Annotated in this window: 19 protein-coding genes, 1 tRNA gene, 1 other RNA gene and 1 other annotated feature; of the genes, 5 read left to right on the plus strand and 16 right to left on the minus strand. The window is 46.4% G+C overall.

Going from position 1 to position 20,494, the window contains the following annotated elements; genetic code table 11:
* Positions 1 to 362: 362 nt before the first annotated feature.
* The 11 genes from rsiV to M3202_RS21170 form a co-directional block, all read right to left on the minus strand.
* Entirely contained in the window at positions 363 to 1,247 is an 885-nt protein-coding gene (gene rsiV, locus M3202_RS21120) for an anti-sigma-V factor RsiV (protein WP_251225200.1), read from the minus strand.
* Positions 1,240 to 1,749: an RNA polymerase sigma factor SigV gene (gene sigV / locus M3202_RS21125; RefSeq protein ID WP_285890643.1), complete on the minus strand. Its 510-nt coding sequence runs from the start codon at positions 1,747 to 1,749 to the stop codon at positions 1,240 to 1,242. Before sigV ends, rsiV begins: the two co-directional genes overlap by 8 nt.
* A 245-nt stretch (positions 1,750 to 1,994) precedes the next feature.
* A complete protein-coding gene (locus M3202_RS21130; protein WP_251225201.1) occupies positions 1,995 to 2,258 on the minus strand; it encodes a pro-sigmaK processing inhibitor BofA family protein in 264 nt (87 codons plus the stop codon).
* Between the two features lie 99 nt (positions 2,259 to 2,357).
* On the minus strand, positions 2,358 to 2,585 hold the full coding sequence (locus tag M3202_RS21135; protein ID WP_251225202.1) for a YaaL family protein: 228 nt from the start codon (positions 2,583 to 2,585) through the stop codon (positions 2,358 to 2,360).
* A gap of 12 nt (positions 2,586 to 2,597) precedes the next feature.
* A complete protein-coding gene (gene recR, locus M3202_RS21140) occupies positions 2,598 to 3,194 on the minus strand; it encodes a recombination mediator RecR (protein WP_251195895.1) in 597 nt (198 codons plus the stop codon).
* Positions 3,195 to 3,205: 11 nt separating this feature from the next.
* Positions 3,206 to 3,517, minus strand: coding sequence for a YbaB/EbfC family nucleoid-associated protein (locus tag M3202_RS21145; RefSeq protein ID WP_251195894.1), 312 nt, complete (start codon positions 3,515 to 3,517; stop codon positions 3,206 to 3,208).
* A 21-nt stretch (positions 3,518 to 3,538) separates the two neighbouring features.
* Positions 3,539 to 5,233: a DNA polymerase III subunit gamma/tau gene (gene dnaX, locus M3202_RS21150; protein ID WP_251225203.1), complete on the minus strand. Its 1,695-nt coding sequence runs from the start codon at positions 5,231 to 5,233 to the stop codon at positions 3,539 to 3,541.
* 197 nt (positions 5,234 to 5,430) lie between these two features.
* Positions 5,431 to 5,696: signal recognition particle sRNA large type (gene ffs, locus M3202_RS21155), an RNA gene on the minus strand.
* 96 nt (positions 5,697 to 5,792) lie between these two features.
* Positions 5,793 to 6,269 carry a tRNA adenosine(34) deaminase TadA gene (gene tadA / locus M3202_RS21160; RefSeq protein WP_251225204.1) on the minus strand — a complete coding sequence of 159 codons (477 nt, stop codon included), beginning with the start codon at positions 6,267 to 6,269 and terminating at the stop codon, positions 5,793 to 5,795.
* A 142-nt stretch (positions 6,270 to 6,411) separates the two neighbouring features.
* Positions 6,412 to 6,504: transfer RNA gene (locus M3202_RS21165), tRNA-Ser, on the minus strand.
* Positions 6,505 to 6,716: 212 nt separating this feature from the next.
* Positions 6,717 to 8,336, minus strand: a complete 1,620-nt coding sequence (locus tag M3202_RS21170; RefSeq protein ID WP_251225205.1) for a glutathione ABC transporter substrate-binding protein — start codon at positions 8,334 to 8,336, stop codon at positions 6,717 to 6,719.
* Between the two features lie 315 nt (positions 8,337 to 8,651).
* On the opposite strand from M3202_RS21170, the gene M3202_RS21175 reads away from it, so the two are divergent.
* From M3202_RS21175 to M3202_RS21190, 4 genes are read left to right on the plus strand one after another with little or no spacing between them, the layout of a single operon-like run.
* Complete coding sequence (locus M3202_RS21175) at positions 8,652 to 9,548, plus strand: ABC transporter permease (RefSeq protein WP_251225206.1); 897 nt, start codon at positions 8,652 to 8,654, stop codon at positions 9,546 to 9,548.
* A gap of 17 nt (positions 9,549 to 9,565) precedes the next feature.
* Entirely contained in the window at positions 9,566 to 10,519 is a 954-nt protein-coding gene (locus M3202_RS21180; protein WP_251225207.1) for an ABC transporter permease, read from the plus strand.
* A gap of 27 nt (positions 10,520 to 10,546) precedes the next feature.
* Positions 10,547 to 11,587: an ABC transporter ATP-binding protein gene (locus M3202_RS21185; RefSeq protein WP_251225208.1), complete on the plus strand. Its 1,041-nt coding sequence runs from the start codon at positions 10,547 to 10,549 to the stop codon at positions 11,585 to 11,587.
* Positions 11,568 to 12,575 carry an ABC transporter ATP-binding protein gene (locus M3202_RS21190; RefSeq protein WP_251225209.1) on the plus strand — a complete coding sequence of 336 codons (1,008 nt, stop codon included), beginning with the start codon at positions 11,568 to 11,570 and terminating at the stop codon, positions 12,573 to 12,575. The genes M3202_RS21185 and M3202_RS21190 overlap by 20 nt, the downstream gene beginning before the upstream one ends.
* 138 nt (positions 12,576 to 12,713) lie before the next feature.
* Here M3202_RS21190 and serS read toward each other — a convergent pair whose 3' ends face one another.
* From serS to guaB, 5 genes are all read right to left on the minus strand, one after another.
* Positions 12,714 to 13,997 (minus strand): serine--tRNA ligase, encoded by a 1,284-nt coding sequence (gene serS / locus M3202_RS21195; RefSeq protein WP_251225210.1) that lies wholly within the window; start codon positions 13,995 to 13,997, stop codon positions 12,714 to 12,716.
* A gap of 136 nt (positions 13,998 to 14,133) precedes the next feature.
* Positions 14,134 to 14,355: a binding site (T-box leader), on the minus strand.
* Complete coding sequence (pdxT, locus tag M3202_RS21200; protein WP_251225211.1) at positions 14,351 to 14,941, minus strand: pyridoxal 5'-phosphate synthase glutaminase subunit PdxT; 591 nt, start codon at positions 14,939 to 14,941, stop codon at positions 14,351 to 14,353. (Overlaps the previous feature by 5 nt.)
* Before the next feature lie 35 nt (positions 14,942 to 14,976).
* On the minus strand, positions 14,977 to 15,861 hold the full coding sequence (gene pdxS / locus M3202_RS21205) for a pyridoxal 5'-phosphate synthase lyase subunit PdxS (RefSeq protein WP_251225212.1): 885 nt from the start codon (positions 15,859 to 15,861) through the stop codon (positions 14,977 to 14,979).
* A gap of 117 nt (positions 15,862 to 15,978) precedes the next feature.
* Entirely contained in the window at positions 15,979 to 17,310 is a 1,332-nt protein-coding gene (locus M3202_RS21210; RefSeq protein ID WP_349775642.1) for a D-alanyl-D-alanine carboxypeptidase family protein, read from the minus strand.
* A 98-nt stretch (positions 17,311 to 17,408) separates the two neighbouring features.
* Positions 17,409 to 18,866, minus strand: coding sequence for an IMP dehydrogenase (guaB, locus tag M3202_RS21215; RefSeq protein WP_251225213.1), 1,458 nt, complete (start codon positions 18,864 to 18,866; stop codon positions 17,409 to 17,411).
* Between the two features lie 135 nt (positions 18,867 to 19,001).
* Here guaB and M3202_RS21220 point away from each other — a divergent pair, with 135 nt between their 5' ends.
* Positions 19,002 to 19,961 carry a YaaC family protein gene (locus M3202_RS21220; RefSeq protein ID WP_251225214.1) on the plus strand — a complete coding sequence of 320 codons (960 nt, stop codon included), beginning with the start codon at positions 19,002 to 19,004 and terminating at the stop codon, positions 19,959 to 19,961.
* The last annotated feature ends 533 nt before the right edge of the window (positions 19,962 to 20,494 follow it).

Here is a 20,494-nt window from a genome sequence, read left to right on the forward strand (position 1 = left end):
CCCTGCATCCTGTGCAGGCTCCGCTGACTTTTTTGTGGTGACATTCGTCACCTTTTTCGCTTGGCTTTTGTTCAGTTTTCAAAGAACTCGTTGTCGTTTATGGCGACTTAATTATCATATCAAATACTGACTCGCTCGTCAATACTTTTTTAATTAAGTTTCATCCGTCATTGGCGACAAGAAATAATATAACATATTTCAAAAGATAAATGCAACTGTTTTTTAAAATTGTTTTAAAATCCTTTACTAGAAAAGCAATGACTTAAACGGACCGCCTGTCGGTTAAGTCATTGCTCGGCCTCTGCTCTCTTGTCGTTAAACGGTCCTCTACCATAAAGAACGCAAATGACCTTTCTGATTAATCACTTCACATACTCATTGCTCACTAAACAATCCTGCAAAACATCAGTCGGAATGACAAACTCGACCACCCCCATATAGCCGGGAGCCACTTCATACTCGTTAAAAGAGATGACAAGCTTATTCTCTTCATTAATATAAAAACTTTGCTCGGCGGCAATCGTGCTGAACCCTTCAGTACCAGTCGGATCATCCGCTGATTCAACAAAGTAGGATATGGAAGAGTCTTCATTCATTTGCTGCGTCATCTGGCTTTTAATATTTTCACTAATTGTATCAATATAGCTGTTATCTTTAAAAAGACTTGGCAAGGTCACGATGACTTGATTCTTCTTGTCAATTGTATCGTATTGAATGGTCGTCATTGAGGAGCCTACCGTTTCCTCCACGTAACGGCCGAGAGATAAAATTTGTTCGGTTTCCGTTTTTACTTCATAACCGCTGTCTACTTTTAACAACCCATCCTCCCCAAAAGCCTGGGCTCGTTCCATCTCAGCCATAAATGCCTCATAAAGAGCCTGCCCCTCTTTTACATATTGCTGATTTAACGTCTCTGCCAATGACGGGTCCGCCAGATTATTTATTTCAGGCACTTTAATATCTGCCTGATAGCCGCCTTCTTCAATGTGATACTCTTTAAAAGTTAATACTTCTACCACCTTCCCGATAAACGGCACGTCAGTTAATGCCTTTGCAAATGCAGGACTTATGTTTAAGCCAGCCGCGAAAATAAAAAAGGCGGCAGCTGTTGCCGCGAGCCAGCGGGCGCGCGGGCGCGGGCGTTGAGCAGGGGATGTTCGCAAAGCTTTTTCAACAACATGATCCAACTCAGAGGGAATCGCGATATTGTTATATTCTTTTTTCCATCGTTTCATTCTATCATCCATTTTGATTTACCCCCTCAATGTTCTCCAACTGTATTCGAAGAATTTTCAGCGCGCGATAGATTCGTGTTTTTACCGTATTCACGTTCAGATCGAGCACTTCGGCCACTTCCTCAATTTTCAAATCCTCCAAAAATCGCAAAACAATGACAGTGCGATAATCAGGGGACAGCTTATTTAAAGCTTCATACAGGTCAAAATCTTTATAATGATCTTCACGCCCGGCGGAATGCCGTTGAAGCGTGTGATCATCCACGACCTTCACTTTCTTTCTTCGCCGGAGAAAATCCAATGACGTATTGACAACAATCCGGTAAAACCAGCTTTTTAACGCCCCGCTGTCTTTCAAGTTATTTGTGGCAAGTGCTTTTTGAATGGAATCCTGAACGACATCCAGCGCGTCTTCGGAATTTTGCACATAACTGTAGGCAAGCCGGTAAACATTTTCTTTATTTTGCATAGCAAACTCAGCGATCGCCTTGCTGTGCCCAGCTTTTCTGTTCAATCCCTCTCCCTCCCCTTGTTTCATTCTCGTTAGCTAACGGTCTTTCTATAACATAGACGAATAAGCGCCAGGAAAAAGTTTGCCCCTGCCTAAATTCTTTCTATTCATTATGACACGAAGAAAAAAAGCGGCTCGGTCAAAAGGTTGTTTTTTTCACCTTTTGACCGAGCCACTAAGCAATGAGCGGAATCGCCATGTTTTTCCCTCTCACCTTCGACTTCTGTCCATTCTCTTTCCTACTGCATTCAAATAATAAATTGCTTCACTACGATCAGCAAAACCACTCCCGGAAGGCCGAGAATTCCCGAGACTGCCGCCGTTACGCCATTAATCGGGATATGAAAATCAAAAAAGGAGCCAAACGCATTGACAAAAAACAGCATCAGCGCTCCAATGATAAATTTAACGAAGACATTCCCTACAAAACGCAGCGGCTTCATCGGCGCACCGACAACTAACAAAAGAAGAATCAACCCTCCCAATAAAGAAAGAAGCACAACCGAATCCATACGACCACTCCCTGGCTTGTCTTAAAAGTTGTTCGCACAACCTCCTATAGACAACCTATGCCAGAAGGAATGAAAAAAGACCGCGCAAACGGTCTCGTTCTACTTGATACGGTTATCTTTTGTCGCGTGTCGCGCTCTTGCTTCCCTCAACAAAAATGAATATAAGGAATCTGTTATCTTTTTTCTTTGCAGCACATCTTCACTCGGCTCCACACTGCGCCTGATTAATTGCTGCTGGCTGTCGAGGCTGCGTTTATGTTCTTCTATTAGCTGGATTAAACGTTCATCCTCCTGCGCTCGCAATCGTTGTTTTTTCGAAAAAAACATTTTTTCCCCACCTTACAGCTCTCTGCGACCTTCTATTGCCCGGGACAAAGTGACCTCATCGGCATATTCTAAATCGCCGCCAACCGGAAGGCCGTGGGCAATTCTCGTAACTTTGATTCCAGTCGGCTTCACGAGCCTTGAAATATACATCGCCGTCGCTTCCCCTTCAATTGTCGGGTTCGTCGCAATAATTACTTCCTGAATCGTATCATCCTGAAGCCGCTTTAACAGCTCAGGGATTTTAATATCTTCCGGGCCAATTCCATCCATCGGCGAGATCGCTCCGTGCAGAACATGGTATTTCCCCCGGTATTCCTTCATCTTTTCCATCGCGATCACGTCCTTTGCTTCCTGCAGGACGCAAATCGTCGTTTCATCGCGGTGCTTATCTTCACAGATCCGGCAAGGGTCCGTATCGGTAATATTGTGACAGACGGAGCAATAGGTTAGATTCCGCTTGGCGTTCACCAATGCTTTCGCGAAGTCCAGCACATCATCTTCCTTCATATCTAGTACAAAAAAAGCCAGGCGGCTCGCCGTCTTAGGCCCGATACCTGGCAACTTCATAAATCCTTCTATTAATTTCGCAATCGGTTCAGGATATTGCACCTTTTCCCCTCCTAGAACATTCCAGGCATATTCATTCCTTTAGTAAACTTGCCCATATCTTGCTCAATCAGCTCGTCAACCTTCTTCAACGCTTCATTTGTCGCCGCAAGCACTAAATCCTGGAGCATTTCAACATCGTCAGGATCAACGACATCTTCGGAAATGTTCACATCAAGAATGCGCTTGTCACCGCTCGCTACGACCGTCACCATTCCGCCTCCGGCTGTCGCTTCAACGGTTTTCTCCTTTAATTCCTCCTGCGCCTTCAGCATTTGCTTTTGCATCTTTTGCATTTGTTTCATCATATTACCCATATTTTTCATTGTAAACTTCCTCCTTTTCACTTATCCATCTACAATTTCGATTAGTTCTTCTCCTACCAGCTTGATCGCTTCTTCAATCAGTGTATCATTTTCTTCTTCATCGCCGCTTTTTTGCTCATCGACGAACTCCTGCTTCACCTGCTCCCAATGATGATGGAGAATCGTCACAAAGGATGTTTGTCCTTGAAGCGCCTCTTGTAAAATTTGCTCCAGCACAGGGCGAAACTTCGTATCCATCATATCACGATGCATTTCATTTTGGAACGCCAGAACGATTGTACTTGCGGAGGCGGCTACCGGTTTGCTATCCATCAACCAGGCGTGCGCCGGAACGCTTTGCGATTTAATCCGCTCCATCACATCACCCCAGCTCGCCGTCACCTGCTGCAAGCTTCTCTTATCGGCAGCCTTGATCGTTTCCTTCACCTTCGCTGTCGACATTCTGGCCTGCGCCGGAACTTTTTTCGGACGCCTTGCTGCCGGCGCGGCTGTTTGCTCTTTACCTTGTTCAGCGCTGCCGGTTTGCTTCAACTGTTCAAACGCCCTTTCAAGCGTCTGAATTTTTCCTTTCAGCTGCTCCACTTCATCTGAAGCAACCGCAGCGGTTGTCGCTTGAGCCGGCTGTCTGGGCACTTTTTGATTCACGAGCTTCATCAAAGCGAGCTCAAGAAAAATCTTTGGATGAGCAGAGCCTTTCATTTCCAGCTGGCTTTTATTTAAAGAATCTATTGCTCGATACAGCCATTCCTCATTCACTTCAGCCGCAAGCTGCCTGAACATCTCATCAGGCTTGGCGCGCTCTAGCAGCTCTTCTGCCTGAGGAGCATGCTTATAGAGCAGCATATCACGGAAATAATAGACAGTATCCTCAATCAGCCTCAATGGATCTTTTCCATCCTGAAGCAATTGATCAAGCTCTTCTAATACTTTGACCGTCTCTCCCTCGTGAATCGCTTTAACGATGATCTGCAAAGCATGTTGCGAGACGGCGCCGGTAACAGCAAGCACATCGGCAAGCGTCAACGATTCATCGGCGAAAGAGATCGCCTGATCAAGCAGACTTAAAGCGTCACGCATCCCGCCTTCTGCGGCGCGGGCAATCATCAATAGCGCATCCTCTTCAAAAGAGACTCCGTCATGCTCAAGAATATGAGCTAAACGCCCGACAATCGCCTGGCTTGTAATCCGCTTAAAATCGAAGCGCTGGCATCTCGAAATGATCGTAAGCGGGATTTTATGCGGTTCAGTCGTCGCCAGTATAAATAAAACATGACTCGGCGGTTCCTCCAACGTTTTTAATAAAGCGTTGAACGCCCCTGTCGACAACATATGTACTTCATCAATGATATACACCTTATAGCGCACTTCATTCGGAGCGAACTTCACCTTATCACGAATATCGCGAATTTCATCAACCCCATTATTGGAAGCCGCATCAATTTCCATCACATCAACAATCGAGCCATTTGTAATGCCGATACATGCCGGGCATTCATTACAAGGCTCGGCAACAGGAGCTTTTTGACAATTTATTGCCTTGGCAATAATTTTGGCCGCACTCGTTTTTCCCGTTCCCCGCGGCCCCGAAAAAAGGTAGGCGTGGGAAAGTTTTTCCTGCAACAAAGCATTTTGCAATGTTCTTGTTATATGCTCCTGGCCAACCACATCCTTTAACAGCTGCGGTCTCCACACACGATACAATGCTTGATAGCCCACTCTCCTGCTCCTCCTTCCGTGCGTCTTTCTCCATTATAGCTTTAATAGCTCCATTTTCAAAGGCTTGCAACCGAAGAACATCCGGAAGTTTTCAACTGGTTCCCGTCGTCTCCGCCAGCCCGAAGCCCCTCACTCAATAGCTTAAAAGGGGTTGTTCCTAAAGCTTTAGGAACAACCCCTTTTTCATAAAATGAATACCGTGCACCTTCCGTTGATAATGCCACCCCGGGCGTTACCTAAGCAGTTAGCTCGGCTCAGGCGACTCCACGGCACACGAAAGGGTCCACTTACTGCTGCTTCCTTCCGGACCTGACAGGGTTCATGGGTTTCCGTTGCGTGGAACCCAAGCGTCAACACCACTTACTTAGGTCAGACCCCACGGTGACAGAACCTCGAGAAGGAGTTCAGTCTCGCTATAGCGGATTGCGAGTACAGGGCACCGCTACCTCCCCACCTAGCACGGCAAATTGATTAACGTAGTTAGGCGTCTTTATCGACGCATGTTTTAGTATAGAGGTTTTTGTACAAAAAAGCAACAGGAAGAAGGAGGAAGACCATTTTACTCCGTATTGTCGCTTTTCTTGCGCGCTCTCAATTGACGAAAAAAGAACCGCAGCCTCTCAGCACATTCGTTCTCCATACAGCCTGATACAACAGCGGCCGTATGGTTAAAACGCGGCTCATCAAGCAAATTCATCAATGTTCCCGCACAACCGGCTTTTGGATCCGACGCCCCGTAGACGACTTTTTCAATCCGCGACTGCACGATCGCCCCGGCGCACATCGGACAAGGCTCCAGTGTGACATATAATGTACAATCGAGCAGCCGCCAGCTGCCAAGCTTTTTACAGGCTTCCTCTATCGCAAGCAGCTCGGCATGGGCGAGCGCCTGCCGATCACATTCCCGCCGATTATGCGCGGCCGCAATCAACTCATCTCCCCGAACAACAACGGCGCCAATCGGCACTTCCCCAAGCGCCGCTGCCTTATCGGCCTCTTCCAGCGCACGCGTCATCCACTTTTGATCTTTATCCATAGCTCGTCTCCTTTTCCCTCTCTTAAGAGCACTCTCAAAAAACATAGAATGAACGGAGCTTGCACCTATCTCTGCTTCTTCGTACTTTCACGTCTTAAACAAAAAACACTACCGTTTCTCTGGTAGTGTGACTTTTTCAATATGGCGGAGGAAGAGGGATTCGAACCCCCGCGCGGTTTAACCCGCCTGTCGGTTTTCAAGACCGATCCCTTCAGCCGGACTTGGGTATTCCTCCACTTGAACTTGCTGACAAGGAATAATATATCAAATCGATAAATGAATTGCAAGGTATTTTTTAGAAAAAATATAGAGGCCAGGCAAAAGGAAAAACAACCTTTTATCCCAGCCTCCCGAAAGCGGCGAAAGCGGGCAGCCTCTTTCTTTCGTGTCAAACAGACCGCCGCCTCATTTCAAGTATGCTTCATACTCTTTTCTTCTATTATAAGCTTACTGCTCTAACACGACATCCTGAAGACGGATAATCCGCGTTGGATCCTGCCATAGATTTTTAACCTTATCACTTACACCTAGCAAGTATTCCTGATGGTGAATATAAAGCATTGGTGCCTCATCGACCAAAATCTCCTGAATCTGGCTGTAAAGCTCTAAACGCTCATCAGGATCTGGATTTTGACGGGCTTGCTCCAACAAATCATCCAGCTCAGGGTTGCTGAGGAACGTCCGGTTCCCCGGCTCACCGAAGTTAGACGAATGGAACAATGGATACATACCGTAGTCCCCATCACCCGTTACAGTTGTCCAACCAAGGATAAACATATCATGGTCACCGTTCGCTGTCTGGTCAAGATACGCTCCCCATTCGACAACTTGAATCTCTGCATGAACGCCGATTTCCGCTAATGCCGCTTGCGTAAATGTTGCGATATCCATCCGCTCACGATCATCGTTTGTCCAAAGCGTTGTGGAGAAGCCATCCGGATAACCAGCTTCCGCCAATAATTCCTTCGCTCTTTCAGGATTGTATTCTAAGCCAGTTGCATTTTCATCATAGCCAAATACGTCCGGTGCAATCGGTCCGATCGCCGGTACCCCTGCGCCATCATAAATATTCTCAATGATCGAATCCTTATCAATCGCCATTGAAATCGCTTGACGGACAAGCTTATTATCAAATGGTTCTTTCTCAGCGTTGAAGCCAATATACGTTAAGGCGACACTTGGCTGACGGTTCACATGAAGTCCGTCTGTACTTTCAATTCGTTGAACGTCGGCCGGACTTAATGGCTCGGATACATGTGAAGCACCCGTTTCAAGCTCACTAATACGCGTTAAATCTTCCGGTACTACCTTGAACACAACTGAGTCAAGCTTCGCCGGCTCTCCCCAATAATCATCATTACGCACAAGACGGATTTCCGTTCCCGGATTCCAGCTGTCAAACTTGAAGAAGCCTGTCCCAATTGGACCTGCGCTGATCACGCTTCCTGGCTCTTCTCCTGCTTCCATCGCTTCATAATCCGCAGCGATTAATTCACCAGAAATCATTCCGCCACCGTTATGCGCAAGGTGAGCCGGAAGTGGAGCAAATGGATACTCGGTTACAAATTGTACCGTATATGGATCAATCACATTAACTTCTGTAATCATGTCATACAAGAAAGAACGTGGAGAAGCCACTTCCGGATCAAGAATACGTTCAATATTCGCTTTCACAACATCAGCGTTAAATTCTGATCCGTCATGGAAGGTTACCCCTTCACGAAGCTTGAATTCCCATGTTGTATCATCAATTGCTTCCCAGCTTTCAGCAAGACCAGGCTGCAATTCCATATTTTCATCCTGCTTTACTAACGATTCATAAATATTATAAGCAACATTACTGGATGGTGTGTCGTTTGAGCCGTGCGGATCAATCGCTACAGCATCAGACAAATTGGCGATAACCAGTTCGCCGCCTTCACCAGTTCCTTCCCCCGCTTCTTCGCTAGCCCCGTCTTCATCCGGTGTCTGCGCTCCTTCATCAGGTTCACTCGCACATGCCGCCAGCGTAAAAGCCAGCACAAGTCCCAGTATCATTGCAAAAAGTGAATTTTTTGATATTTTCACCGATTATTACCTCCTGTGTCCTTTTTTTGAAAAAATCAATTAAAAGCAATATCAATATAACGTAACTTTTACAAAAAAACAAGAAATTTTTTAAGGTTTTCACACGGTAACGCGTTTTAACATCACAGCAATAAGGATTGAAGGACTTTTCTCACAATTTTATTTTTCCAAATAATTTGAACACTCGAATATTCCTAATTATATTAAAAGAATTATTTTACATTGTAATATTCGGCCAAGCTCGGTATAATCAAACTTCGAGAAAGCATTTAAATTGTGTTAAAATTTAAAGCATTTTGAGAAAGGATGAAAAAAATGAGCGAACAGACAATAAATCAGTCGCAGGTCACAAGTCCGCCTCCTAACCCTCGTATTGAGAGTTGGAAAAACTTTTTTACTAAGCTTCGAAAAAATAAAGCGGCTATGGTTGGTGGACTTTTAATTTTGTTTTTTCTATTAGTGGCGATCATCGGGCCCTTTCTTACCCCTTATCAGCCCAATACTCCTGATTATGCAAATAAGCTTGCTTCTCCTTCCGCCGATCATTGGTTCGGGACTGACCATCACGGAAGAGATATTTTCACAAGAATTATTCATGGGATGTCACTTACCCTTTACGTCGGCGTCGTTTCCGTCTTGATCGGAGCGGTTATCGGTGTTTTGCTTGGTATTACCTCCGGTTATTACGGAAAGCGCGTTGATGCGTTTATTATGCGCTGTATGGATGTATTACTGGCTTTCCCCGGCATTCTGTTAGCGCTGGCAATCGTCAGTGTGCTCGGACCAAGCTTAAACAATGTTATTATCGCTGTCGGGATTTTTTCCATTCCTGTCTTTGCCCGGATTGTCCGCGGGTCAACGCTTGCCGTCCGGAAACTGGAATACATTGATGCTGTCAAAGCGCTCGGTGCGAGCGACGTGCGGATTATTTTTAGACATATCCTGCCAAATGTCACCTCTCCCCTTATTGTCCAAGCTACATTAAGCATTGCGACCTCAATTTTGACCGCGAGTGGCCTTTCTTTCCTTGGATTGGGCGCACAGCCGCCAACTCCGGAATGGGGAGCAATGCTTAGTGATGGTCGGAATTTTATGTGGGATGCACCGCATGTCGCATTTTTCCCCGGAATTGCGATCGTGATTGTCGTGCTGGCATTTAATATTTTCGGTGACGGATTAAGAGATGCCCTTGATCCTAAGATGAAAAACTAGAAAAGAGGTGCAAAACATTGTTTACTTTTATTGTTCGACGAATCATCCAAACAATTCCCGTTTTAATAGGTGTCACGATTCTGACGTTCAGTTTGATGCACCTCATTCCTGGTGATGCTGCACAGATTATGGCAGGGGAAAGTGCTTCTCCGGCTCAAGTGGAGCAAATGCGTGAACGGCTCGGCTTAAATGACCATGTCGTAGTCCAATATTTCAAATATGTCGGCAATGCCATTCAAGGTGACCTTGGCTCTTCTGTCAGAAGTGGCCGGGATGTGACCTCCGAAATTGGGGCCCGCTTTTGGGTAACGGTCGAGCTCGCCGTCTACAGTACGATCCTGAGCGTTTTTATCGGGCTGATTGCCGGGATTATCTCAGCAACAAAGCATTATACGCTGACCGATGCCATTATTATGATTATCGCTTTGTTTGGTCTCTCAATGCCGAACTTCTGGCTCGGCCTGATGCTGATTCAATGGTTTGCCAGCGGCTTTGATGTCTCGCTGTTCGGCTTCTCCTTCCATACCGGCTGGTTTGCCTCGTCGGGCTGGGGCTCCTGGCAGCAGGTTGTCCTTCCGGTTATTACACTTGGAACAGCCGGTGCGGCGATTATTGCCAGAATGACGCGGTCGAGCATGCTTGAAGTCATCGGCCAAGATTATATCCGTACCGCACGGGCGAAAGGCGTTAAAGAACGCGTCGTTATTTACCGTCATGCGCTAAAAAATGCGCTTATTCCGGTTGTCACAGTTGTCGGAATCCAGTTCGGCACATTGCTTGGAGGCGCGGTACTGACCGAGACGGTTTTTGCGATCAACGGCCTTGGACGTTTCATCATCGATGCGATTCGCGCCCGTGATTTCCCTGTCGTTCAAGGGACGGTGCTTGTCTTTTCATTGTTGTTTGTTTTTGTTAACTTACTTGTCGATATTGCCTATCGCTTTTTAAATAAACGGATTGATTTAGATTAATCATTTACCAGGAAGGTGGGAAGCTTCATGACGGCTCATGTTCATGACGATAAGCCGATCCTCGAAGTCCGCGATCTCCGCACGTCCTTTTTTACAAAAGGCTTTGAGATCAAGGCAGTGGATGGCGTTAACTTTTCAGTTCCCAAAGGAAAAACACTTGGAATCGTCGGAGAATCAGGATCAGGAAAAAGCATCACGTCTCTTTCGATTCTTCGTTTAATTCAAAGCCCAGGTAAAATTGTCGGGGGCGAGGTTCTCTTTAAAGGCGAGAATCTCGTTGAAAAAAGTGAAGCAGCGATGCGAAAAATTCGCGGCAATGAAATCTCGATGATTTTCCAGGAGCCGATGACTTCGCTGAATCCGGTTTATACGATCGGCCAGCAAATCGGTGAGGCTTTTAAAATTCATGAAGGGGCGGGCAAAAAAGAAGCAATTACCCGCTCGATTGAGATGCTGAAGCTCGTTGGGATTCCGGCTCCGGAAAAACGCGTCCATCAATACCCGCATGAACTGTCCGGCGGAATGCGGCAGCGGGTTATGATTGCGATGGCGCTTGCCTGTAATCCTGAGCTGCTAATTGCCGATGAACCGACTACCGCTCTCGATGTAACGATTCAGGCTCAGATTCTTGAGCTAATGAAAGACTTGCAAACACGTCTTGGCATGTCAATCATTATGATTACCCATGATCTCGGAGTCGTCGCGGAAACTTGTGACTATGTTGCCGTAATGTACTGCGGGAAAGTGATCGAATACGCAACCGTAAACGATTTATTTAAAAATCCGCGGCACCCTTATACAGTCGGGCTGCTGAATTCCTTGCCTCGTCACGATATCGATCTCGGCGATGAGGAACTGTCTGTCATTAAAGGCTCGGTGCCTAATCCGACGGAATTGCCGAAAGGCTGTCGCTTTGCCCCGCGCTGTCCTCATGCAAGTAAAGTATGCGTCGATAAGCTTCCTCAGCTTGAGGAAGACGACAATGGAAATCAGATTCGCTGTTGGATTTACTCAGACGAGTGGGATGGCGATCCGGAGGTGGACATTCATGCAGAAAGAACTACTTAAGGTAGAAGAATTAAAGCAGCACTTTCCGATTAAAGGAGGCTGGCTTGGCCGGACGGTCAATCATGTTAAAGCCGTCGACGGCGTTTCCTTCACCGTTTACGAAGGGGAGACAGTCAGCATCGTCGGAGAATCAGGCTGTGGAAAATCAACAACCGGACGGGCGATTCTCCGTCTTGATGAGCCTACTTCAGGTGAGGTGCAATTCGATGGAGAGGACCTGCTTTCCTTAAGCAAAGCGGATATGCGCAAAAAGCGGAAAGACTTGCAGATCATTTTCCAAGACCCTTACGCGTCGATTAACCCGCGACAAACGGTGCGTCAAGTGTTGGAGGAAGCGATGGCGATTCAAAATGTCGTGCCGCGCGAGCAGCGGGCCGAACGGATTCGCGAATTAATGGAAACAGTCGGATTAGGTGCTCATCAAGCGGATCGCTTCCCGCACGAGTTCAGTGGCGGACAGCGTCAACGGATCGGTATCGCCCGTGCTTTATCCGTCAATCCGAAGCTTATTATTTGTGATGAGGCCGTATCGGCGCTTGACGTTTCCATTCAGGCTCAGGTCATTAATTTGTTGAAGAAGCTCCAGCGCGAGTTCCAGCTCACTTATTTGTTTATTTCGCATGATCTCGGGGTTGTTCGTCATATTTCGGATCGCGTCATCGTGATGTATCTCGGGCGAATCGTCGAAATCGGTGACAAGAAATCCGTCTTTGATAACGCGCAGCATCCCTATACGAAGGCGCTCCTATCAGCGATACCTGTTCCCGATCCTGAAAAAAACAACGAGCGGATTTTGTTAAAAGGAGATGTCCCGTCTCCGATTAACCCACCGGAAGGCTGCCGCTTTCATACACGCTGTCCTTTCGCAACGGATAAGTGCCGCACGGAGACACCTGAACTTCGTGCCGAGGATTATATGAAGGAAGGTCACCTGGCCGCCTGTCATTATATGAAAGAAATTGAGGCTGGCGAGATGCAGCCCAAATAAGAAAAGACGCCTGTGGCGTCTCGTTACAATCATTTGCGGAGAGCTAAAAGCAAGTAACGTGCTCTGCCAAAGCCCTTATCTTAAAAAGGATTGTCCCCTGCGCTTCATGCTTTAGGACAATCCTTTTTTTGCCTTCTACTAGTTCGGCACGGTGATTTTGTCTACGCCACCCATATAAGGGCGCAGCACCTCAGGAATGACGATTGATCCGTCTTCCTCCTGATAATTCTCCAGCAGCGCAGCGACCGTACGGCCGACTGCAAGGCCTGACCCATTCAATGTATGGACGAATTCCGGCTTGGCCTTTGGCTCTGGACGATATTTGATGTTGGCCCGTCTCGCCTGATAGTCCTCGAAGTTACTGCATGAAGAAATTTCACGGTAAGAACCGTAGCTTGGAATCCACACTTCAATATCGAATTTTTTCGCTGCGGTAAAGCCGAGATCAGCCGTACACATACTTAGCACACGATAAGGAAGCCCTAACAGCTGCAACACCTTTTCTGCATGACCGGTAATTTGCTCAAGCGCCTCATAAGAATCCTCAGGCTTCACAAAGCGCACAAGCTCAACTTTATTGAACTGGTGCTGCCGGATTAAGCCTCGTGTATCGCGGCCGGCAGAACCCGCTTCAGAGCGGAAATTGGCGCTGTATGCCGTATAAGCAAGCGGCAATTGCTCCGCTGATAAAATTTCATCACGATGCAGATTTGTGACCGGAACTTCTGCTGTTGGAATTAAAAAGTAATCTTCCTCACGGATTTTAAATGCATCCTCTTCAAACTTCGGCAGCTGTCCCGTCCCGGTCATGCTCGCCCGGTTGACCATATAAGGCGGTAAAATTTCAGTATAGCCATGCTTGTCCTGATGAAGATCCATCATAAAATTGATCAGCGCGCGCTCAAGTCTCGCTCCAAGCCCTTTATAAAACACAAATCGGCTCCCCGTTACTTTCGCCGCACGTTCAAAATCAACAATATCGAGGGCAGAAGCAAGATCCCAATGAGGCTTTGCTTCAAAATCAAACGAACGGACTTTGCCCCATGCTCGAATTTCGACATTGTCATCCTCCGACGCGCCGACCGGTACACTTTCATGCGGCACATTCGGAATCGTCAGCAAAATGCCTTCCAGCTCCTCCTCTACGTTGCGAAGCGCTTCATCAAGCGTTTTAATCCGTTCCGATACTTCCTTCGTTTCCTTAATTAAATGATCGGCATCCTGTTTCGCCCGCTTTAACTGAGCCACTTCCTGCGATACTTGATTGCGGCGGCTCTTTAATTCTTCCACTTCTACGATGATGGCCCGTCTTTTTTCATCTAATTCCGCAAATCTGTCTAAACCGGAGATATCTTCTCCTCTTGTTTGCAGCCTTGCTTTAATTGACGCTAAATCGTTACGCAATCTCTTTATGTCCAACATGTCATAATCCTCCTATCTAAGCTCGTTTCTATTTTAGCAAAAATTGCTCTAAAAAAGCGACACCGATACATGAGAAAACCGATCAGCCTCTTTCTTCTAATCGTGAAAAAAGCTCTCGCCCCTTCTTTTCCTGGAAAGAAGGGACGAGAGCTTGCCCGCGTTGCCACCCTAATTGCAAAGACGAATGAATTCGCCCTTGCCACTTAGACTGATAACGGCAGCTAGCCGGAAAAGCTTCGCTCAAGCTTCTGCTTTTCACTCAAAGGGGGATTTCCATCCAGGCTTTGTCCGATTCGCACCTGCCATCGGCTCTCTGTTGCAAAGCACAGGATGTACTTGTCCTTTTCAACGCTTTATTTATTCAAAGATTGCTTCGTTTCCTTGACCATCTTCACAAAAAACTGATGAAAGCGGTGGTCATCAGTAAGTTCCGGATGGAAGGAGCAGGCAAGAAAATTCCCTTGCCGCGCCGCTACGATTTCATCACCGTACTTCGATAACACTTCGACGTCTGTCCCGACTTCAACGATGAGCGGAGCACGGATGAAAACCGCGCGGATGTCTTCCCCGACGCCTGTAACATGCAAATCTGTTTCAAAGCTTTCCCGTTGACGACCGAACGCATTACGCTGCACCTTCATCTTCATCACAGCTAAATGTCCTTCCGGATAGCCGACAATCTCTTCTGCCATTAATATTAATCCGGCGCATGTCCCAAATATCGGCTTATTTGCCTCGGCAAATTGCTTCAATGGTTCAAAAAAACCATATCGATCAATTAGCCGGCGCATCGTCGTGCTTTCTCCGCCGGGCAGCACAAGGCCGTCCAAATCTGCAAGCTGCTCGACTTTCTTAACGACGACGATTTCCGTCTCAGGCGCTGCAAGACAGTTGACGTGCTCGCGTACAGCTCCCTGTAATGCTAATACTCCAATTTTCACCATGGCATGTTAACGCCCTTTCTTCATCACGTTTCAGCTTACCAGCCGCGCTCCTGCATGCGTTCTGACGGATTTAAAGAGGAAATCTCAATTCCCTTCATCGCTGTTCCGAGTCCCTTTGAAAGCTCAGCAATTAATGCATAATCCTCATAGTGGGTAGTCGCCTCGACAATCGCCCGGGCAAACTTTTCAGGGTTGTCTGACTTAAAGATACCGGAACCGACAAATACACCGTCAGCGCCAAGCTGCATCATTAGCGCTGCGTCCGCAGGAGTCGCCACACCGCCGGCTGCAAAGTTAACAACCGGTAGCTTACCAGTTTCTTTAATTTCAAGCAGCAGCTCAAGTGAAGCGCCAAGGTTCTTCGCTTCCGTCATTAGCTCATCCGTTGACATTTGCGTCACCTTGCGGATTTGTCCTTGAATCATCCGCATATGACGAACAGCCTCGACAATGTTTCCTGTTCCCGGCTCACCTTTCGTCCGGATCATGGAAGCACCCTCACTGATCCGGCGCGAAGCTTCGCCTAAGTCACGTGCTCCACATACGAATGGTACAGTGAAATCACGCTTATAAAGATGAAAAACCTCATCCGCAGGTGTAAGCACTTCACTTTCATCAATGTAGTCAACACCCATTGCTTCAAGTACACGCGCTTCGACAATATGACCGATGCGAGCTTTTGCCATAACAGGAATCGATACAGCATTCAACACTTCCTCTACAATCGTCGGATCAGCCATCCGGGCAACACCACCGGCTGCGCGAATGTCTGCCGGCACACGCTCAAGCGCCATTACCGCTACCGCTCCAGCTTGTTCTGCAATCTTCGCTTGTTCTGCGTTAACGACGTCCATAATGACGCCACCCTTTTGCATTTCTGCCATACCCCGTTTGACTCTGTCAGTTCCTGTTTGACTCATGTATAATTCCTCCTATACCGTTCCTCTAAGTTGGGTTTACCATCTTTTATAGTATACCTTAAAATCACACATATTCGCATTGTTTTCAGAAAACTATTTACGAGACTCGTCCAGCTGCTAGAACCAGCCTTTCACCATATCAGCAGCGCCATTCCAAACGCCTGAGAAAAAGCCGCCGATCGCTCTCATGCTCATCGTAAACCAGCCTGCACGTTCAACTGCCGCGCTTGTTACGACCGCTACTTCTTCTCGCTGATCCGCATATAAAAACTCTTCTTCCTGCTCACCATCGTACTGCAGCGCCAACGTTCCCACTTGATGTCCAGCCTCAACCGGAGCCTCTAACGCTCCATCCTCATTAAGCTGATTCTGATCAAGTTCAAGCACTGGCGAATATAGCTCTTCTTCCCCGTTTAACACAACGGTTGAGAGAGGAGCCGCGCTGGCAATGCTAACTTCCTTCTCTTTTCCTCCATGAACAGGAAGTAACTCTTGTCCTTCCGGAATATATCCGTCTCCAACCATTTCCATATGGGTAAAGCTAGAAAAACCATAATCAAACAGCTTTTCTGTCTCATCAAAACGGGCATCACGGGAAGCGGTACGCATCACAACAGAAATGAACCGCATGCCATCTCTCTCAGCTGTTCCTGTAAATGCATTCCCAGCCGCTGCCGTATAACCGGTTTTCAACCCGTCTACACCTTCGTAATTATGCTGTTCTTCAATCCCCGAAAGCATCCAGTTCCAATTTCGCATTTCAATTTGTTCGTCAGGACCCGCTTCAAATGTTTTCGTCGGAATACTTGCCGTCTCCAACACCTCAGGGTAATCACGAATCAAAGAAAACGCCAGTTTAGCCGTTGCCCGCGCCGACATCATATTTTCATCCGATTCCCCTGTACCGTCCGGATGGTTGCCGAGCAGATCACTATTATTCAATCCAGTGGAATTGACAAATTGATAATCTTCAAGGCCTAACTCCGCTGCTTTATCGTTCATCATTTTAACGAACTCTGTTTCAGAGCCCGCAATCAACTCAGCCAAAGCGATTGTCGAAGCATTCGCTGAATAAATCGCTACTGATTCGTAAAGCTGTTTAACCGTATACGTTGCATCCTGTCGAAGCGGAACATTCGACAAGTCAATATACAAGGAAAGACTTCTGACAAAATCACTAATTGGCACCTCTTGCTCCCAACTAATGGTTCCGTTATTAATCGCTTCTAAAATGAGATACTCACTCATCATTTTCGTCATACTAGCCGTTGGCAAAATTTGATCAATATTTTTCTGGAATAAAATTTTCCCTGTACCTGCGTCGACTAAAATCGCTGATTCAGCTTCTAAATCAAAAGAAGCCGCGGCATGTTGATTTCCTACAAAAGCAAAAAACAACGCCATTGTCAGCAATAAGATAAGTGATTTTTTTCTTACTTGCTGTTTCACCCTTACACCTCCACACCTTTTCACATAGACGTTATTTTACCACACCAAAGCATAAAAAAATAGATAGAGAAGACCTCTATCTATTTTTTCATAATCTCTTATAAGGAATAGTTTGGCGCTTCCTTCGTAATTTGAACATCATGTGGATGACTTTCCCGTAGTCCTGCTGCTGTTATCCGGATAAATTGTCCATTTTCACGTAAATCCTCTAACGTTCTTGTTCCGCAGTATCCCATACCGGCCCGAAGTCCGCCGAGGAGCTGGTGAATGGTATCATGCAATGGTCCTTTGTAAGGAATTCTGCCTTCAATGCCTTCCGGAACCAATTTTTGTGCGTCTTCCTGGAAGTAGCGGTCCTTACTCCCCTTTTCCATTGCGCCGAGAGAGCCCATACCACGATATACTTTAAATTGACGACCTTGGTAAATTTCACGCTCCCCTGGGCTTTCAGAAACACCGGCAAGCAGGCTTCCAAGCATTACAGCATGTCCTCCGGCTGCGAGAGCCTTAACAATATCGCCGGAATACTTAATACCACCGTCAGCAATGATCGGCACACCATGTTTGGCCGCCTCTGTCGCACAATCGTAAACTGCCGTAATTTGCGGCACGCCGATTCCCGCTACAACCCGTGTTGTACAGATCGAACCAGGACCGATTCCGACTTTTACGACATCGGCTCCCGCTTCAATTAAATCACGCGTCCCTTCCGCCGTCGCCACATTCCCTGCAATAATCGTTAAATCAGGGTAGGACTGACGGACTTCACGAACCTTGTCTAACACACCCTTTGAGTGACCGTGAGCGGTATCAATCACAATCACATCGACGCCGGCTGCTACTAACGCCTCAATCCGCTTATCGGCATCGGCAGACACCCCTATCGCCGCGCCAACGACTAAGCGTCCTTGTGAGTCTTTCGCCGAGTTCGGGAATTCAATCACTTTTTCAATGTCTTTAATCGTAATTAGTCCTTTAAGCACGCCTGAATCATCAACAAGCGGCAGCTTTTCAATCTTATACTTTTGCAGGATCTTTTCAGCGTCAAGCAGCGTCGTACCGACAGGAGCAGTCACAAGATCCTGCTTCGTCATCACTTCATCGATCTTGATCGAATAATCTTCGATAAAACGAAGGTCACGGTTCGTTAAAATTCCGACAAGCTTTTGTTGCTCATCAACAATCGGCACACCAGAAATGCGGTACTTTCCCATCAAATGCTCCGCATCAAATACTTGATGATCCGGTGTTAAGTAGAAAGGATTGGTAATAACACCACTTTCCGACCGTTTAACGCGATCTACATGCTCCGCCTGCTTTTCAATCGACATGTTTTTATGGATAATACCAAGTCCGCCTTCTCTAGCCATTGCGATCGCCATTTCTGCTTCTGTAACAGTATCCATCCCCGCGCTAATAAGGGGCATGTTTAATTGCAAATTGTCACTTAACGCTGTCTTAATTGAAACATCTCTAGGCAATACTTCCGACTTTGCTGGTACGAGAAGAACATCATCAAACGTTAGTCCCTCTTTTTGGAATTTATTTCCCCACATACGATCCATCCTCCCTCAATCCTTTATTTTGTACGTCAAAATATTATTAGTAGCTTATCAATTGGGTAAACTACTGTCAAGAATACTATTATTAATGTATTTTTTAGAATTTACTGAACAATTGGAGCGATTGACATGGATAAACCATTAGCCGAACGTTTTCTACCTTTTTATTCCGCCGCCTTCACCAGAACCTATTTGACAGAGGCATATGAAACACTCCAAATCCCGCAGGCAAAAGCGAAAAGCTATCATACCTGCTATTCATTTATTTATCATCTTCAACAGGGAGAGCTTTATATAAAGCAAGCACACACTTCACCGATAGAACTTAAACCGCTCTTGCTTTTTTATGGCTTTATTCAATTATTGAAAGCCTGTATTTTAACAAGAGATCCCGACTATCCGCAAAATAGTGATGTCCTCGCTCATGGAGTATCAACCCGCAAACGAAAAAAAGCCGCCTACTGCTTTTTAGACGACGAGGTTAAAATTCAAAAAAACGGCCTTTTTTCGCACTTATTAGACAAAATGTTTCACATGAAACATAGCTTTGAAAAGTATCAAATGAGAACCTTACTCCAGCACATCGCTGATCTCCATCCTTTGTTTCTAAAAATATATAAACATGATCTTTCCTATAAAGGGACATTCAGCGGGTCCTCTCTTATTTTCCCTGCTCAATTGCTGGATTCCTATCATATGACGCCGAATCGCTTTGAGCAATATATCGAAACATTCCCGCACAGTCGCTACAACTCTCATCTGAGAATTAAGGAAGAGGAGGAATTGCTTTATATTCCGTTACGCAATTCCCCTTCTTCTTTAGATGTGTCGCCTTGGCTCATCGACCAGGCTGGTGATATTTATATCCTGAAGAAGCGCCATGATAAGACACCATGTAAATTGCCAGAACCAGCCATCCACTATTTGCTCCTCTATAACCTGAGTATGATCTCCAGATATGAGACAGAATGGTGGGGCGAATTAATCCATACATTTAGCGGCACGGATTACCCATTCATCGTTTATTACCTTACAGTTGCAGAAAAGAAACTCCCAACCTTAATTTCAAACTTTCTTCAAAAAAAATGAGCGGCACTTGGCTTATTCCAATGCCGCTTATGAAATTTGTTTACTACTTCTCCGATAATTGCGGCCCTACTCTCTTTCTTCCAGACAAACTACCTCACAAAGGCTGTTGTTTTCTCACGCAGTACCCATCGGCTTTTCATAGAAGCTGCTCGTTCTTCCGAACGAGTGCTCTTCGCGCCTTGTGCGTTATCCTTTGTGCAATAAAAAAAGCACAATCCATTTGGATTGTACTTTATCGCCCGGCAACGTCCTGGCTCGCCATTTGTCTTCTACGGGGATGATGCTCTTGTCGCTTTCCTCGGGCCCCTTTTTCATGAAGTCTTACGAAGACAAACCGCTCGTCTCACAGGGGGACAGGTTGCTTTGCTTCGTTGTTTACTCACGCAGTACCCATCGGCTTTTTCACAGAAGCCGCTCGTTCTTCCGAACGAGTGCTCTTCGCGCCTTGTGCGTTATCCTTTGTGCAATAAAAAAAGCACAATCCATTTGGATTGTACTTTATCGCCCGGCAACGTCCTACTCTCACAGGGGGA

Origin of the sequence: Halalkalibacter oceani (assembly GCF_023715605.1) — a bacterium.
In the GTDB taxonomy this organism is placed as follows: Bacteria; Bacillota; Bacilli; order Bacillales; family Bacillaceae_D; genus Halalkalibacter; species Halalkalibacter oceani.

Excerpts from the sequence above, each read along its gene's own strand:
- rsiV (WP_251225200.1), bottom strand. The coding sequence starts at position 1,247 with ATGGATGATAGAATGAAACGATGGAAAAAAGAATATAACAATATCGCG.
- M3202_RS21130 (WP_251225201.1), bottom strand. The coding sequence starts at position 2,258 with ATGGATTCGGTTGTGCTTCTTTCTTTATTGGGAGGGTTGATTCTTCTT.
- M3202_RS21135 (WP_251225202.1), bottom strand. The coding sequence starts at position 2,585 with ATGTTTTTTTCGAAAAAACAACGATTGCGAGCGCAGGAGGATGAACGT.
- M3202_RS21145 (WP_251195894.1), bottom strand. The coding sequence starts at position 3,517 with ATGAAAAATATGGGTAATATGATGAAACAAATGCAAAAGATGCAAAAG.
- tadA (WP_251225204.1), bottom strand. The coding sequence starts at position 6,269 with ATGGATAAAGATCAAAAGTGGATGACGCGTGCGCTGGAAGAGGCCGAT.
- M3202_RS21175 (WP_251225206.1), top strand. The coding sequence starts at position 8,652 with ATGAGCGAACAGACAATAAATCAGTCGCAGGTCACAAGTCCGCCTCCT.
- M3202_RS21185 (WP_251225208.1), top strand. The coding sequence starts at position 10,547 with ATGACGGCTCATGTTCATGACGATAAGCCGATCCTCGAAGTCCGCGAT.
- M3202_RS21190 (WP_251225209.1), top strand. The coding sequence starts at position 11,568 with ATGCAGAAAGAACTACTTAAGGTAGAAGAATTAAAGCAGCACTTTCCG.
- serS (WP_251225210.1), bottom strand. The coding sequence starts at position 13,997 with ATGTTGGACATAAAGAGATTGCGTAACGATTTAGCGTCAATTAAAGCA.
- pdxT (WP_251225211.1), bottom strand. The coding sequence starts at position 14,941 with ATGGTGAAAATTGGAGTATTAGCATTACAGGGAGCTGTACGCGAGCAC.
- pdxS (WP_251225212.1), bottom strand. The coding sequence starts at position 15,861 with ATGAGTCAAACAGGAACTGACAGAGTCAAACGGGGTATGGCAGAAATG.
- guaB (WP_251225213.1), bottom strand. The coding sequence starts at position 18,866 with ATGTGGGGAAATAAATTCCAAAAAGAGGGACTAACGTTTGATGATGTT.
- M3202_RS21220 (WP_251225214.1), top strand. The coding sequence starts at position 19,002 with ATGGATAAACCATTAGCCGAACGTTTTCTACCTTTTTATTCCGCCGCC.